The organism is Pantoea sp. UBA7232, from assembly GCF_002473195.1.
Lineage (GTDB): Bacteria > Pseudomonadota > Gammaproteobacteria > Enterobacterales > Enterobacteriaceae > Pantoea > Pantoea eucrina.
This window is the reverse complement of sequence record NZ_DKTK01000018.1, coordinates 58240-72985: the sequence shown is the minus strand read 5'-3', so window position 1 is coordinate 72985 and position 14746 is coordinate 58240. Positions and strand designations below refer to the sequence as shown.

The following is a 14746-nucleotide window of genomic DNA, read 5'->3' as shown; positions in this document are numbered from 1 at the left end:
AATAGGTTCCTGTGGGTTATGCGGCGGGCTTCCCGCTCAATGCGCCATACTCTACGGCGTTCACCGGCAGCGTAAAAGCGTAATAATTCGAGGCCAATGTTCGAATTAATTGAATAAGCCAGCCGGAGCGGCTCAGCCAGCAGGCTGAGAATATGCTATTATGGCGTCCGGTAATTGATTGAATCTGCCGGGAAAGCGTCCCGGCGCCGCGCGTGTTTCCACCGTGCTGCACTAACAGGTAATCCATCCCTATGTCATCATCCATTGAATCACCTTTAGCTCCACTCTGGGCCCGGCTTGATGCGCTGACGCTGCGCGATCGCCAGCGCCTGCAGCGACGTCTGCAGGGTGCGGCAAAGGTGAAAAACAGCGCCGCACAGCAGACCATTGCCGCAGAGCTGGCGGAGGAATTCAGCGTTGCCGAACAGCGCATCGCCCGGCGCGTGGCGGGTACCCCGCGCATCACCTTTCCGGAAAATCTGCCGGTCAGCCAGAAGCAGCAGGCGATATCAGACGCGATTCGCGATCATCAGGTAGTGATTGTTGCCGGTGAAACCGGATCGGGTAAAACTACTCAGCTGCCAAAAATCTGCCTCGCGCTGGGACGCGGCGTGAAAGGCCTGATCGGGCACACGCAGCCGCGTCGTCTGGCAGCCCGCACCGTGGCGAGCCGCATAGCGGAAGAGCTGGAGACCGCGCCGGGAAGTACCATCGGCTATAAAGTCCGTTTTACCGATCAGGTCAGCGACAGCACGCAGGTCAAACTGATGACCGACGGTATCCTGCTGGCGGAGATCCAGCAGGACCGGCTGCTGCTGCAGTACGACACCATCATTATTGATGAGGCGCATGAGCGCAGCCTCAACATCGATTTTCTGCTGGGATACCTGCGTGAGCTGCTGCCGCGCCGCCCCGATCTCAAAGTGATCATCACCTCCGCCACTATCGATCCGCAGCGCTTCTCGCGTCACTTTAATAATGCGCCGGTTATCGAAGTGTCAGGCCGGACTTACCCGGTGGAGGTGCGCTACCGGCCTATCGCGGAAGAAGCGGACGAGAGCGATCGCGATCAGCTGCAGGCCATTTTTGACGCCGTGGATGAGCTGGGGCAGGAGAGCCGTGGCGATATATTGATCTTCATGAGCGGAGAGCGTGAGATCCGCGACACGGCCGATGCGCTGATGAAGCGCGATTTACCGCATACCGAGATCCTGCCGCTTTACGCGCGTCTCTCCAATGCCGAGCAGAATCGCGTGTTTCAGTCCCACAGCGGGCGGCGCATTGTCCTGGCCACGAACGTGGCAGAGACCTCGCTCACCGTGCCGGGCATTAAATATGTCATCGATCCCGGTACCGCGCGAATCAGCCGCTACAGCTATCGCACCAAGGTACAGCGCCTGCCGATTGAGCCGGTTTCACAGGCTTCGGCAAACCAGCGTAAAGGGCGCTGCGGCCGCGTTTCGGAAGGGATCTGTATCCGGCTCTACTCCGAGGCTGATTTCCTCAGCCGGCCCGCTTTTACCGATCCGGAGATCCTGCGGACCAATCTCGCGTCGGTGATCCTGCAGATGACCGCCCTGGGGCTGGGCGATATTGCGGCGTTCCCGTTTGTGGAAGCGCCTGACAAACGAAATATTCAGGATGGCGTGCGGCTGCTGGAAGAGCTGGGCGCCATTACTCTTAATGAAAATGAGCACTACCGGCTGACGCCTTCTGGTCGTACCCTGGCGCAGCTGCCGGTGGATCCGCGGCTGGCGCGGATGGTGCTGGAGGCGCAGCGCTTTGGCTGCGTGCGCGAGGTGATGATTATCGCGGCGGCGCTCTCGATTCAGGACCCGCGCGAGCGGCCGGTCGAGAAACAGCAGGCGTCCGATGAGAAACATCGCCGCTTTGCTGATAAAGAGTCTGACTTTCTCACCTTTGTTAATCTCTGGAACTATATCCAGGAGCAGCAGAAAGCGCTGTCGGGCAACCAGTTCCGCCGCCAGTGTAAAAGTGACTATCTCAACTATCTGCGCGTGCGCGAATGGCAGGATATCTACACCCAGCTGCGTCAGGTCGTGCGTGAACAGGGGATGCCCGTCAACAGCGAGCCGGCACCTTATCGTGAGGTACACTGTGCGCTGCTGACCGGCCTGCTGTCGCATATCGGACAGAAAGATGCGGAGAAGCAGGAGTTTACCGGCGCGCGCAACGCCCGCTTTGCCATATTCCCTGGCTCCGGTTTGTTTAAAAAGCCGCCCAAATGGACCGTGGTGGCCGAACTGGTAGAAACCAGCCGCCTGTGGGGCCGGGTGGCGGCACGCATCGATCCGGAGTGGATTGAGCCGCTGGCTCAGCACCTCATCAAGCGCAGCTACAGCGAACCGCACTGGGAGAAAGCACAGGGCGCGGTGATGGCTACGGAAAAGGTAACGCTCTACGGGCTGCCCATCGTGCAGGCGCGTAAAGTGAATTACAGCCGCATCGATCCGCAGCTGAGCCGCGAGCTGTTTATTCGCCATGCGCTGGTTGAGGGCGACTGGCAGACGCGCCACGCCTTTTTCCGCACCAACCTGAAGCTGCGCAGTGAAGTTGAGGATCTGGAGCATAAGTCACGCCGCCGCGACATTCTGGTGGATGACGAAACGCTGTTTGCTTTTTACGATCGCCGTCTGGGCAAAGAGGTGGTCTCTGCCCGTCACTTTGACAGCTGGTGGAAGCAGGCCAGTAAAGAGAATCCGGACCTGCTCAACTTTGACAAGCAGATGCTGATCAAAGAGGGGGCAGATAAGGTCAGCCAGCTCGACTACCCTAATGTCTGGCAGCAGGGCGATCTGAAGCTGCGGCTCACCTATCAGTTTGAGCCAGGCGCCGATGCGGATGGCGTGACCGTTCATATCCCGCTGCCGCTGCTGAACCAGGTGGATGAAGCGGGTTTTGAGTGGCAGATCCCCGGCGTGCGGCGTGAGCTTATCATCGCGCTGATTAAATCGCTGCCCAAACCGCTGCGCCGCAATTTTGTGCCGGCCCCCAATTACGCGGAAGCGTTTCTCGGTCGCGTTCAGCCGCTGGCACAGCCGCTGCTGGATGCGCTGGAGCGTGAGTTCCGGCGCATGTCAGGCGTGACGATTGAGCGCGATGCCTGGCACTGGGATCAGGTGCCCGATCACCTTAAAATGACGTTCCGCATTGTGGATGAGCACAACCGCAAGCTGCAGGAAGGTAAAGATCTGCATCAGCTGAAACAGGCGCTGAAAGGCAAAGTGCAGGAGACGCTGTCGAAGGTTGCCGATGATGGTCTGGAGCAGAGCGGTCTGCACATCTGGAGTTTTGGCGACCTGCCACAGAGTTATGAGCAGAAACGCGGCAGCTATCAGGTCAAAGCCTGGCCGGCGCTGGTAGATGAAAAAGATAGCGTGGCGATCCGCCTGTTTGACAGTGAAGAGGAGCAGCAGAAGATGATGTGGCGCGGTCAGCGTCGCCTGCTGCTGCTGAACATTCCGTCACCGGTTAAATATCTGCATGAAAAGCTGCCGAATAAAGCCAAGCTCGGGCTCTACTTTAATCCGTATGGCAAAGTGCTGGAGCTGATAGACGACTGTATTGCCTGCGGCGTGGATAAGCTAATGGCGGAGGCGGGCGGCCCCGCGTGGCAGCAGCAGAATTTTGAGCAGCTGCGCGATAAAGTGCGGGCGGAGCTGAACGACACCGTGGTGACGATTGCGCAGCAGGTTGAGCAGATCCTCACCTGCGTGTTCAATATCAACAAATTTCTGAAAGGCCGCGTGGATATGACGCTGGCGCTGGCGCTGGCGGATATCAAACAGCAGATGAGCGGTCTGGTCTATCGCGGATTTGTCACCGGCAACGGCTACGATCGGCTGGGAGATACGCTGCGCTATCTGCAGGGAATCGAGCGCCGTCTGGAGAAGCTGCCCGCCGATCCGCACAGCGACCGCGCCCGCATGCTGAAGGTACAGGCGGTGGAACAGGCGTGGAACGTCTGGCGCAGCAAGCTGCCGCCGCAGCGCCGGGATGATGCCGATGTAGTGGCGATCCGCTGGATGATTGAAGAGCTGCGCATCAGCTACTTTGCTCAGCAGCTGGGTACTCCCTATCCGGTTTCAGATAAGCGGGTGCTGCAGGCGATGGAGCAGCTGAGCTGAATGCATAACGCATGCAGGTGTGCGTGATCGCGCGCCTGCCTGCTTACTCAGCCAGCTCTTCGAGTTTATCTTTAAACGAGGTCACGGCAATGGCCCGGTTGTCCGCGCGATAGCGATCGACCGGCGCCGGAGCCGAACTCTGTACGGCGATGAGCTGCCAGCCATCATCTTTTTTCAGCAGCAGCGGGGAGCCGCTGTCGCCAGGCAGCGTATCGCACTGGTGCGAAAGCACGGCGCGCTGCGCCCAGCCGGTGACTATACAGTCGCTATGCGAATAGAGTGAATCGAGGTGATCGGCCGGATAACCCGCCTGCGTGACTTTGCGTCCGCTCTCTTTGAGCGCGGCGGTGAGATCGCTGCGAGAGCCATCAAACAGCGGGATCGGCACAATACCTGAAGGGGGGTTGTGCAGGATCACCAGACCATAATCGTAAGGCGCGGCGGCAGAGGGCACAATCCAGCCCTCGCCATCGGCCTGCAGGCGCCGCGCCAGCGACGGCTCAACCCGGGCATCTATATCGTGAATTTCGTAACGCCAGCCTTTTTCACCCGCCATAAAGCGCAGCGCAACCGGCTTATCGAACCGGCCTGGCGGTGTCAGCAGGCAGTGGCCGGCGGTCAGGGCCAGATGAGCAGAGATCAGCGTGGCGGTGCAGAGGTTGCCGCTTTCCGTCTCCAGCTGACCAATGGCATCCCAGGGCGCAGCGGCCACGTCGCTTATTGCCTGGCGATGGTCTTTACCAAAAAACAGCGTCTTGATCTCTTCGGGACTCAGCCCGTCTTCATCATCGGCGTGTGCTGTGAGGGTAAAGCCGAAAATACCAATAAATAACAGAATTGCCAGGCGCATAGTTCTCTCGACAGGGAGAATAAAAGGGAGTTTTTGTTATCACGCTTAGGCGATAACTATAGTCGGTGAGCGGTAAAAAAGGGAGAAATATCGGAGTAATCAGCGCGCTACAGCCATCAAATAAAAAAACTGGCCGCGACAATGCCGCAGAGAATCATCACAAAGAGAATAATTTCGAAGCGATAGCGACGCACCATTTTTCGCTACTCCAGTAAATAAACACCCGGCATAACCGGGTGTTTTAAACAACATCGTGGTGTTGGCGCGAACTTATTTCGCTGATTTTTTCATTTTGTGATGCTTTTTAGCTGCCTGCGCTTTCTGCGCAACTTTAGCGTGGTGCTTTTTAGCCGCCTGCGCTTTCTGTGCAGCAGGTTTAGCGGATTTCACGTGGTGCTTTTTGGCAGCCTGCGCTTTCTGTGCAGCGGGCTGAGTTGATTTTTTGTGATGCTTTTTAGCGGCCTGCGCTTTCTGTTCAGCAGGCTTGGTTGCTTTTTTATGATGCTTTTTCGCAGCCTGGGCTTTCTGCGCAGCAGCTTTATGTTTGTGATGCACCATTTTATGTTTAGCTGGCGCAGCGGTAGTGGAGCTGGTGGTGGCAGTTGCCGCCGGAGCAGCGGTTGTCTCAGCAGCAAAAGCAGCAGAAGAGAGACCCATAGCAGCGGCGATTACCAGTGCACATAATTTTTTCATCGCTTAATCCTCGGACTATTTTTTCATATGTAGCCCACTGCGGGGCCGGTGAAAACACTATATGAAAAAGCGATTTCGCTTTCCGTGAGGGATTGGTATCGGCGTGTAACGGATTGTACAAGGCGGAAAAACGGCGGCCGGTGCGGCCGCCTGCGGGGTCAATCGGCGAGGTAGCGCTGCTCAAGGTGCTGACGGAAATAGTCCGGATTCAGCGCTTCACCGGTGGCGTTGCGCAGCAGCTGTTCAGTCGGGAAGCGACTGCCGTGCTGCCAGATATTCTGCTGCAGCCAGTCAAATACCGGCTGCAGCTCGCCGTTGAGGATCAGCGTCTCCAGCTGCGGGATCGCGCGCTTAACTGCCTGATAAAGCTGTGCCGCATACATCGCGCCCAGCGTATAGGTCGGGAAATAGCCGAACGCGCCGTCGGTCCAGTGGATATCCTGCATACAGCCATCGCGATAGTTGCCACGGGTATCAATGCCGAGCGACTGCTGCATTTTTTCATCCCACAGCGCCGGAATATCCTCTACCTCAATCTCACCTTCAATTAGCGCGCGCTCAATCTCATAGCGCAGAATAACGTGTGCCGGATAGCTCAGCTCATCGGCATCGACGCGGATAAAGCCAGGCTTGACGCGCTGCGCCAGACGAATAAAGTTAGGCGTCTCCAGCGCAGGCTGCTCACCCATCAGCGCGACGACCTGCGGCTGAATATGCTGCAAAAAGGCGCGGCTGCGGCCCAGCTGCATCTCCATAAACAGGCTCTGCGACTCATGAATCGCGGTAGAGCGCGCCAGGGCCACCGGCTGACCGCGCCACTGCTGTGGCAGATTCTGTTCGTAGCGCGCGTGCCCGGTCTCATGGATCACACCCATCATGGCGCTGAGAAACTCGCTTTCGTTGTAGCGCGTGGTGATGCGCACGTCGTCCGGCACACCGCCGCAAAAAGGGTGGGCGCTGACATCCAGACGACCATGATTGAAATCGAAGCCGAGCAGCTTCATTACGCTCAGCCCCAGCTGCTTCTGTGACTCAACGGCAAAGGGTCCCAGCGGCTGAAGCGGCGCCTGCGCCTGCTTTGCCACCGCCCGCTGCAGTAAATCAGGCAGCCAGCTTTTCAGCGCGCCAAAAGTGGCGTCAAGCCGGGCGCTGGTCATGCCTGGCTCATACAGATCCAGCAGCGCGTCATAGCGCGACGTGCTGGCCGCAGCGGCGCGCAGCTGCGCCTCTTCCCGGCTCAGCCGGACAACCTCTTTGAGGTTAGCGCTGAAGCCCTGCCAGTCATTCGCCGGGCGCTGCGATCGCCACGCATGCTCGCAGCGCGAGCCCGCCAGCGATTTTGCTTCGACCAGCGCGGCGGGAAGCAGCGTTGCCTGACGCCAGGCGCGCTGCATCTCCGCCACGTTTGCCTGCTCAACATCGTTCAGCGACTCCTGCTCAGCAGCAGAGAAAAGCCCTTCCAGCGCCGGCGCGGTCAGCAGCTCATGCATAAATACGCTGAGTTCGGCTAGCGCTTCGCCACGCGCCTGACTGCCGCCGGGCGGCATGGTAGTCTGCATATCAACCCCGGCAATCGCACCGAGGTGACCGAAACGGGAAAGGCGCTGAAACGTGCGGGTAAGTTCCTGATAAGCTGATGTCACAGCCAGATCTCCTTAAGCGGGTAAGCGGGGGGGTGTCTCACGCAAGGGTAAATCAACCGGCCAGCAAAAGCGAACGCTGGCGCCGCCGAGCGGCGAGCTCTCGATCACCACCTGACCCTGCAGCGCCTGGGCAATCGAATGGACGATAGCCAGCCCGAGGCCGCAGCCGCCGGTCGCGCGATCGCGGCTGGGATCGAGACGAACGAAAGGCTCAAAAACCCGCTGGCGCTCTTCGGCCGGAATGCCGGGACCATCATCCTCTACCTGCAAAATGCCGGTTGTGCCGTCAAACCAGAGGCTGACGCGCAGCCGCTCAGTAGCGTAGCGCAACGCATTATTGACGAGGTTATCCAGCACCCGCTCCATCAGCCGCATGTCGGCGCTGCCGGTATTCTGCAGCTGCGGAATATCCAGCGCGATCTGCGTGTGCGGCTGCATACTCTGTACATCAGCAATATAGAGCCGCAGCCACTGCGCCAGGTCGAACGACTGCAGATGCAGGTCGACCCGCGGACGGTCCAGCCGGGCATAGGTCAGCAGTTCTTCAATCAGGCTCTCCAGCTGGCCCACATCGCGATTCAGCGCGGCGGACTCCGCCTCTGTCAGGTTATCGCTCATCTCCAGCCGGTAGCGCAGGCGCACCAGCGGCGTGCGCAGCTCGTGGGCGATGCCATCAATCAGCTGTTTTTTGCTGGCCACCAGCGTATTGATGTTATCCGCCATCTGGTTAAACGCTACGCCGAGACTGTGAAGGCTGGAGGTGCTTTCAAAATGGGTGCGCACGTCCAGCTCACCGCGGCCAAAGCGCTCCGCGGCTTTCTCCAGCCGCTGCATCTCCTGCCAGTGCGGACGCAGCCAGATAAATACCGGCAGTGCCAGCGACATACCAATAAACGCCACCAGCGCAATATCGAGCAGCCGCATCTGATGCAGATAAAACAGATAGGGGATAGGCCCGACAGAGAGCACGTAGTGGCTGCGGGGAATATGCTGCAGAAAGGTGTACTGATCGTCGAGCGCGACAATTTCGCCGGCGCGCAGACGTTTCATATCCCTCTCATCCAGCTGGTATTTGCTCATAGGTTCGATATTGAGATCGAAAGAGAGGTCAAGATCGAGACTGCGGATAGTTTTGTTCCAGTCGCGCGGCGGGATCTCGCGCAGCTCGCTGCGCATCAGAAACAGCGAGCTGGCCATCAGGTCATTCATCGACTGCCGGCCAGCCCGCTCGGCGGTAAACTTATACACCAGGCCCACCAGCAGGGTCATCACCAGAAAGCAGACAAACAGCAGCAGGTAAAACTGAATAAAGAGCTTTCTCATCAGCTGCGGGTATCCCAGGCCTGAGGCGCAAACAGGTAGCCTTTGTTGCGGATGGTTTTGATGCGAAACGGCTCAGTCGCGCTGTCATAGAGCTTTTTGCGCAGCCGCGAGATAGCCACATCAATACTGCGATCCATGCCGTCATAGCTCACGCCGCGCAGCGTCATCAGCAGCGCGTCGCGATCGAGGATCTCGCCGGCGTGGCTCGCCAGCTGCCACAGCAGATCGAAGTCGGCCGTTGAAAGCGTAATGTTCTCATCAAACAGCAGCACCTGACGGTTCAGCGCATCGATGGTCAGCGAACCAAACCGCAGCACTTTCTGCGACTGCTGCTGTGCCGGCGTGCTCTCCGGCTTGTTGACCACCGCCTGGCGCAGATGCAGACGCAGCCGCGCCAGCAGCACGGCAGGGGGCGTGGTCTTGAGAATGTAGTCATTGGCGCCCATTTCAAGCGCGAGAATATGGTTCATATCGCTGTCGAGCGAGGTCAGCAGGACAATGGGACCACTCCAGTGCGCCCGCAGGTCGCGGCAGAGCGTCATGCCATCTTTACCCGGCAGCATAATATCCAGCAGGACCAGATCCGGCTGGACGTTAAGAATCGTCGCCTCGGCGCGATCGCCGCGCGTTTCGACCACCACGTCAATATCATGGCGACCCAGATAGGCGGCGATCAGCTCGCCGACTTCCGGCTCATCTTCAACATAGACAATTTTGTTCATAGGTAAGCGCGCTGAAAAAGAATGGCAGCAGCATAGCTTTTCCTGGTCCTGAGCACTACGCTACCGCACGAAATATCCCTGTCTCACTGGTATGTATACCGTGAAATGTGCCATTATTAGCGGCGCGTTAAGGCGCAAGGTTCGGAACCGCATTGAAAAACAGGAGGAGTGCGAGGGTGTCTGATAAAGAGCTGGCTTCAGCCGGATACAGTGATCGCATCTGCTTCAATTACAGTGACTTTCTCTCCGCTTCCTGCAAAAAACGCTGGAGCTTTGTTGACGCCATTTACGGTGTCATGCCCATTTTTGGCATGGTGACCCGTAAGTCTGCGCACAGCTTACAGGCCAGCGACGATCACTTGAAAGAATTAGCGTTGCAAATCATTTCAACGCAGGTCAGCGATGAGATCAATATCGCCCGGCTGATCACGCTGGCGGAGCAGCAGCATATCAGCCGGTTTGATATCCAGCTGCCTTATCCGCTCTCTGCGGAACAGCTTGATGGGATCCACCACGAATACAGCAAACCCCTCAATCTTACACAGCAGAACGATCTGCTGTGCGTCTCCATTCCGGCACTCGCGCATTGATTACTGCGTAAGCTGCCACAGCGCGGGCAGCGATGCCGCCATCAACAGCACAATCGCCATGCGCTCCAGCTGCAGCAGCGGTTTGTCACCGCGTCCGCCGCGGCGCGCGTAGAGAAACAGCAGCAGTCCCGGCGCGTAAAGCACCACGGAGAGCAGCAGATGCAGCGGGCCTGAGGCGTAGAGCAGCCAGAGGCCATACAGCGTGGCACCCAGCCCGATGCTCATCGCCAGCGGTTTCTGCTGGCCGCGCACCACCTTCATCAGATAGAGTCCCACCAGCAGGTAAGGCACCAGAATCATCTCTGAGGCGATCGTGAGCAGGGTATTGTAGTCAGCGCCGGTCAGCGCGATGGCGATCAGGCAAACCTGTACGCTGCCGTTGGTCAGCCACAGCGACGCCGCAGGCGAGTTATGACGGTTCTGTCGGGCGAGGCTGCGCGGAAATGCACCCTGCCGGGCAGCGATAAAGGGAACTTCAGCCGCCATGATGGTCCAGCTGAGATAGGCGCCGCAGACCGAGACAATCAGCCCCGCGGCTATCACCGCATCGCCCCAGTGACCCAGCAGATGCGTCATCAGCCCCGCCATTGACGGGTTGCGCAGCTGCGCCAGCTCAGCGCGCGGGATCACCCCCAGCGAGAGCAGCGTGACCAGCAGATAAACCAGCAGCGCCGCCAGCACCGCCAGCAGCGTGGCGCGCCCCACATCCTGTTTATTGCGCGCGCGCGCCGATACCACCACGGCTCCCTCAACGCCGATAAATACCCACAGCGTGATAAGCATGGTCTGCTTGATCTGCTGCCACAGGGGCTGACCCAGCTCAGCGCCGCTGAAATCGAAGCTGAACCGGTCATAATTAAATGCCAGCAGCGCCAGCACCACAAACAGCAGCAGCGGGACCAGCTTGCCAAGCGTGGCCAGCATATTAATGCTCGCTGCGGTCTGCACGCCGCGCAGCACCAGCCAGTGTACCAGCCAGAGCAGCACCGAAGCGCCCAGCATCGCCTGCCAGGTGTTACCGTCGCCAAACACCACGTGCTGCGGCGTATCGGTAAAAAAGCTCAGCGCAGAGAACACAATCACCAGATAAGAGACGTTGGCGATCACGGCGCAGAGCCAGTAGCCCCACGCCGAGCAGAATCCCGTTAGCTCACCAAACCCGGCGCGGGCATAGGTAAAGATACCGCCGTCGAGCTCCGGTTTGAGCCGCGTCAGCAGCAGCATTGCGAGGGAGAGAAAAATAATACCCACGCCGGTGATGAGCCAGCCGATGAGCAGCGCCGCCGGCCCCGCGACGGCCGCCATATTCTGCGGCAGGCTAAACACGCCCGCGCCAAGCATGGAGCTGAGCACCAGAGCCGTCAACGCGCTAAGACCTAATTTTTTATCCAAAATGCCTTTCCTGAACAGCAGAGTATGCTGGGTCGTGAACTTTCCGTAGAAGTGTAGTGCACCATCAGGCGCAGATTAAAACGGAATCCCCTGAAAACAGGCGGCAGATTTTACGAGGAGGAGAGAGGGATGGCAATGCAAGAGTATGCAGATTTGTGCAGGAACTATGCAAACAGCAGGGCAGTCTGGCTGCCCCGCTGCATCATTATTTAAACAGGTCGGCGGTAACGGTAAGGTTGCCACCGCTCTGGTTCTGCCACTGGCGCGTGATGTGGTAATACTTCGCGCCTTTGGCGATAGCCCGCTTGCCGACGGCCTCTGAAATCTCAGTCGGCGTGCCGAAATGATCGGAGAAGGTGATGGTATCAAACGGCTGCATCTGCGCGGCGGTAATCGCATTGACTTCCTGCACGCTGCGGCCATCTGACTGCTTCACCGTATAGCGTTTGCCGGTTGAACTCTGCGTCTCAAAGAAGCGACCTACATTGGTGCTTGGCGTATCAGAAGAGGCTACGCCCGGCAGCGCCACGCGCGACGCCGCTGCGCCGCCAGCGGCCAGCGCGGCTTTTCCGGCTTCAGAATCAGCAGGAATCGAGTTTGATGTATCCTGGACGATACGCGCTTTGGCATCAGCTTTATAGACATAGGCGGTGACGTACTGATTGCCGCCGTTATTGGCATCAACCTGGCGCACGATAAAGAATGAGGCGGCGCCTTTTTTCTGTGCGGCTCTGGAGATCGCATCATTTACCGCGGGCTGGCTGGAGAAGAAGCCACTGACTGAAACCGTGTCGAACGGTTCAAGGCGGTAGGCTTCCGCTTTCGGCAGCTCTTTAACGCCGTTGATCACGCGATACTGCGTATCGGTCGATGCTTTAGCGGCGTCCGCTTTGTATAAATCTGCGGTGACGCGCCAGTTGCCGCCGTTACCGTTGGTATCATTGATGCCCTGAACGTAAAACGAGTCAGCGCCTTTCTCATCTGCTGCTCTCGAGACTGCGCTGGTGGCATCACCGATTGCGTTGAAGCGGCCGTTGATATTAATACGTTCGAATGGTTTCAGGCCGGCCGCTTGTTCCGGCGTCAGCTCTTTGGCAGCAAACGCGTTAGCTGCCAGCAGCGATAACAGAGTAGACGCCAGAATGGTGTTCTTCAGCTTCATAAAAATGATCCTTCGCCTTACGCAAAATGAGTACGAAAACGTGCTGGACTCTTGATGTATAACAGATTAGCCGCTGATTATTGCATGTAATAATCAGCCTGTCTCAGCCAATTTAGCGTGAATGCCGTATGGATGCATGTCTCTTTTTGCGGCAATATTTTTTCTGAAATCGCGAATGCGTCTGTCGGGCAGTTAAGCGCGTAGCCCGTTCAGGCTACGCGCTGCGGTATAGGATGTTGTTAAGCGGGGTAATGGATCAGGACGGGCGTCATCATGCAGGGGCGCCGCAGCGCCCGTGACGGTTAATCCTCTTCATCTTCCTCATCATCACGATCGACCGGCGATTTAAAATCATCCGGCTTGATGGCCAGTAAATCACAGCGCAGATGGTCGATAACCTGCTCAGCGGTGTTGCCAAGAAAGGCCGCCGAGAGGCCGGTACGGCCTATCGTACCGAGCACGACAATACCGGCATCCAGCTGTGAAGCGATATCGGGGATCACCTCTTCCGGCAGGCCTTTAGCGACGTGAGTAAACTCTTCACCGATGGAGAATTTCTGTCGCAGCGCTTTCATCGCCACCAGATGCTGACCGCGGATAGCGTCGTTATAGACGCTGGGATCAAAATCGGGCAGCTCAATGGCGATATTAATCGGCGTAACCGGATAAGCGCCCACCAGATGGACCTCGGTGTGATTTACCATTTCCGCCAGACGCGCGGTTTCGCGGATCAGTTTCTGATTCAGCTCATCGTGATGCGGCTCTTCGCTGGCGAGGTTTACCGCCACCACCGCTTTACCGCCTTCCGGCCACGGCTGATCTTTTACCATCCACACCGGGCAGGGACATTTACGCAGCAGATGCCAGTCGGTGGGGGTAAAAATCACCGACTCCAGCCGGTCATGCTGGTGTGCCATTTTCAGCACCAGGTCATGATTGTGCGCCAGCACCTCCTGAATAATCGCTTCAAAAGGGCGGTTGTGCCAGACCACTTTGATTTCGATATCTACGCCGGCATCCAGATAGGCCTGCGCCTGCTCACGGATCCACTCGGTGCGCTGGCTAATCACCCCTTTGCGCATATTCGTGCGCTCATCAGGCGAAAGCAGGGTGGTCATTTCATAGGAGAAATCATAGATAGGCAGAAACGCTTTAATTTTTCCGCCGATGCGTTGATTCAGATAAACCGCGCGACGCAGCGCCGGCTGATCGTCCTGCTGAGGATCGATCGCGACCAGAACATGTTGGTAACGGGACATAGCGCACTCTCCTTAGACCCAGGCCATATGGAATAAAGATAGCCTAAGTTCCGGGCGTGCAGAAGCGGAAAAGGTGTAGCCGGATCAATAAAATAACAATTACTGACCCGGCAACGCCTCAGGCGGGTTGTTCCGCCTGACCCGCCAGCTCAGAGAGCAGGGCGTGATCTTCAATAGTGATATATTTGCCTTTAACAGCCAGCATGCCGCTTTTCTGAAAACGCCCCAGCAGGCGGCTGATGGTTTCAACCGTCAGTCCCAGATAATTGCCGATATCGCCGCGCGTCATGGTCAGCCGGAACTCGCGCTGCGAAAAACCGCGCTGGCCAAAGCGCCGCGAGAGATTCCAGATAAAGGCGGCCAGCCGCTCTTCAGCATTTTTTCTGGAGAGCAGCATAATCATATCCTGATCGCCTTTAATCTCTCCGCTCATCAGACGCATCATCTGCTGACGCAGTGCGGGCATTTTGCCTGACAGATCGTCCAGCGTCTCAAAAGGGATTTCGCAGACCATGGCCGTCTCCAGCGCCTGTGCGAAGCCCGGGTGCTTAGCGTTAACGATGGCATCAAACCCGACCAGGTCGCCTGCCAGATGAAAGCCGGTGATCTGCTCGTCGCCCTGTTCGGTAATGGTATAACTCTTGATTGTGCCGGAGCGAATGGCATACAGCGACTTCAGTTCGTCACCCGCTTTGAATAATGTCTGGCCTTTCTGAATCGGCTTTTTACGTTCGATGATGTTGTCCAGCTGATCAAGCTCATGCTCATTCAGTGTGAAAGGAATACACAACTGGCTGATACTGCAATCCTGACAGTGGATCGCACATCCGCCAGACTGAATACGTCGAATGCTGCGTTTTTCCTGGATCATATCTGTACGCTCGATGATTATTGACTGCCGTCAATTTTACCATTTTTCTTCCTGCTGTGAATGCATGCAGGCTGGATCTGGCACAAAAACCTT

12 protein-coding genes are annotated in these 14746 nt (G+C 57.5%); 2 read left to right on the top strand and 10 right to left on the bottom strand.

What is annotated here, in order from left to right; genetic code table 11:
* Window positions 1–16: 16 nt before the first annotated feature.
* A complete protein-coding gene (locus B4056_RS14810; RefSeq protein WP_128083770.1) occupies window positions 17–265 on the bottom strand; it encodes a hypothetical protein in 249 nt (82 codons plus the stop codon).
* On the opposite strand from B4056_RS14810, the gene hrpA reads away from it, so the two are divergent.
* Window positions 252–4148, top strand: coding sequence for an ATP-dependent RNA helicase HrpA (gene hrpA, locus B4056_RS14805; RefSeq protein WP_166713863.1), 3897 nt, complete (start codon window positions 252–254; stop codon window positions 4146–4148). The two genes, B4056_RS14810 and hrpA, sit on opposite strands and share 14 nt — an antisense overlap.
* Before the next feature lie 43 nt (window positions 4149–4191).
* On the opposite strand, the gene B4056_RS14800 is transcribed toward hrpA, so the two are convergent.
* The 5 genes from B4056_RS14800 to rstA form a co-directional block, all read right to left on the bottom strand.
* Window positions 4192–4998: a trypsin-like serine peptidase gene (locus tag B4056_RS14800; RefSeq protein WP_039384464.1), complete on the bottom strand. Its 807-nt coding sequence runs from the start codon at window positions 4996–4998 to the stop codon at window positions 4192–4194.
* Window positions 4999–5268: 270 nt separating this feature from the next.
* The gene (gene asr, locus B4056_RS14795; RefSeq protein WP_039384462.1) at window positions 5269–5691 is read right to left on the bottom strand and encodes an acid resistance repetitive basic protein Asr; all 423 of its coding nucleotides are present in this window, start codon (window positions 5689–5691) and stop codon (window positions 5269–5271) included.
* A gap of 158 nt (window positions 5692–5849) precedes the next feature.
* Window positions 5850–7334 carry a carboxypeptidase M32 gene (locus B4056_RS14790; RefSeq protein ID WP_039384459.1) on the bottom strand — a complete coding sequence of 495 codons (1485 nt, stop codon included), beginning with the start codon at window positions 7332–7334 and terminating at the stop codon, window positions 5850–5852.
* Between the two features lie 12 nt (window positions 7335–7346).
* Complete coding sequence (rstB, locus tag B4056_RS14785) at window positions 7347–8657, bottom strand: two-component system sensor histidine kinase RstB (protein WP_039384456.1); 1311 nt, start codon at window positions 8655–8657, stop codon at window positions 7347–7349.
* Window positions 8657–9379 (bottom strand): two-component system response regulator RstA, encoded by a 723-nt coding sequence (gene rstA / locus B4056_RS14780; RefSeq protein WP_039384454.1) that lies wholly within the window; start codon window positions 9377–9379, stop codon window positions 8657–8659. The genes rstB and rstA overlap by 1 nt, the downstream gene beginning before the upstream one ends.
* Before the next feature lie 176 nt (window positions 9380–9555).
* Here rstA and B4056_RS14775 point away from each other — a divergent pair, with 176 nt between their 5' ends.
* Window positions 9556–9969: a hypothetical protein gene (locus B4056_RS14775; protein ID WP_065649316.1), complete on the top strand. Its 414-nt coding sequence runs from the start codon at window positions 9556–9558 to the stop codon at window positions 9967–9969.
* Here the strand turns inward: B4056_RS14775 and B4056_RS14770 are convergent, their stop codons facing one another.
* The 4 genes from B4056_RS14770 to B4056_RS14755 all read right to left on the bottom strand — a co-directional run bounded on the left by B4056_RS14770 (window position 9970) and on the right by B4056_RS14755 (window position 14653).
* Entirely contained in the window at window positions 9970–11361 is a 1392-nt protein-coding gene (locus B4056_RS14770; RefSeq protein WP_039384450.1) for a basic amino acid/polyamine antiporter, read from the bottom strand.
* A gap of 205 nt (window positions 11362–11566) precedes the next feature.
* Window positions 11567–12523, bottom strand: coding sequence for a DUF1471 family protein YdgH (gene ydgH / locus B4056_RS14765; RefSeq protein WP_039384446.1), 957 nt, complete (start codon window positions 12521–12523; stop codon window positions 11567–11569).
* 302 nt (window positions 12524–12825) lie between these two features.
* Complete coding sequence (gene uspE, locus B4056_RS14760; protein WP_071668843.1) at window positions 12826–13782, bottom strand: universal stress protein UspE; 957 nt, start codon at window positions 13780–13782, stop codon at window positions 12826–12828.
* A 118-nt stretch (window positions 13783–13900) separates the two neighbouring features.
* Window positions 13901–14653, bottom strand: coding sequence for an FNR family transcription factor (locus B4056_RS14755; RefSeq protein WP_039384441.1), 753 nt, complete (start codon window positions 14651–14653; stop codon window positions 13901–13903).
* Window positions 14654–14746: the final 93 nt, after the last annotated feature.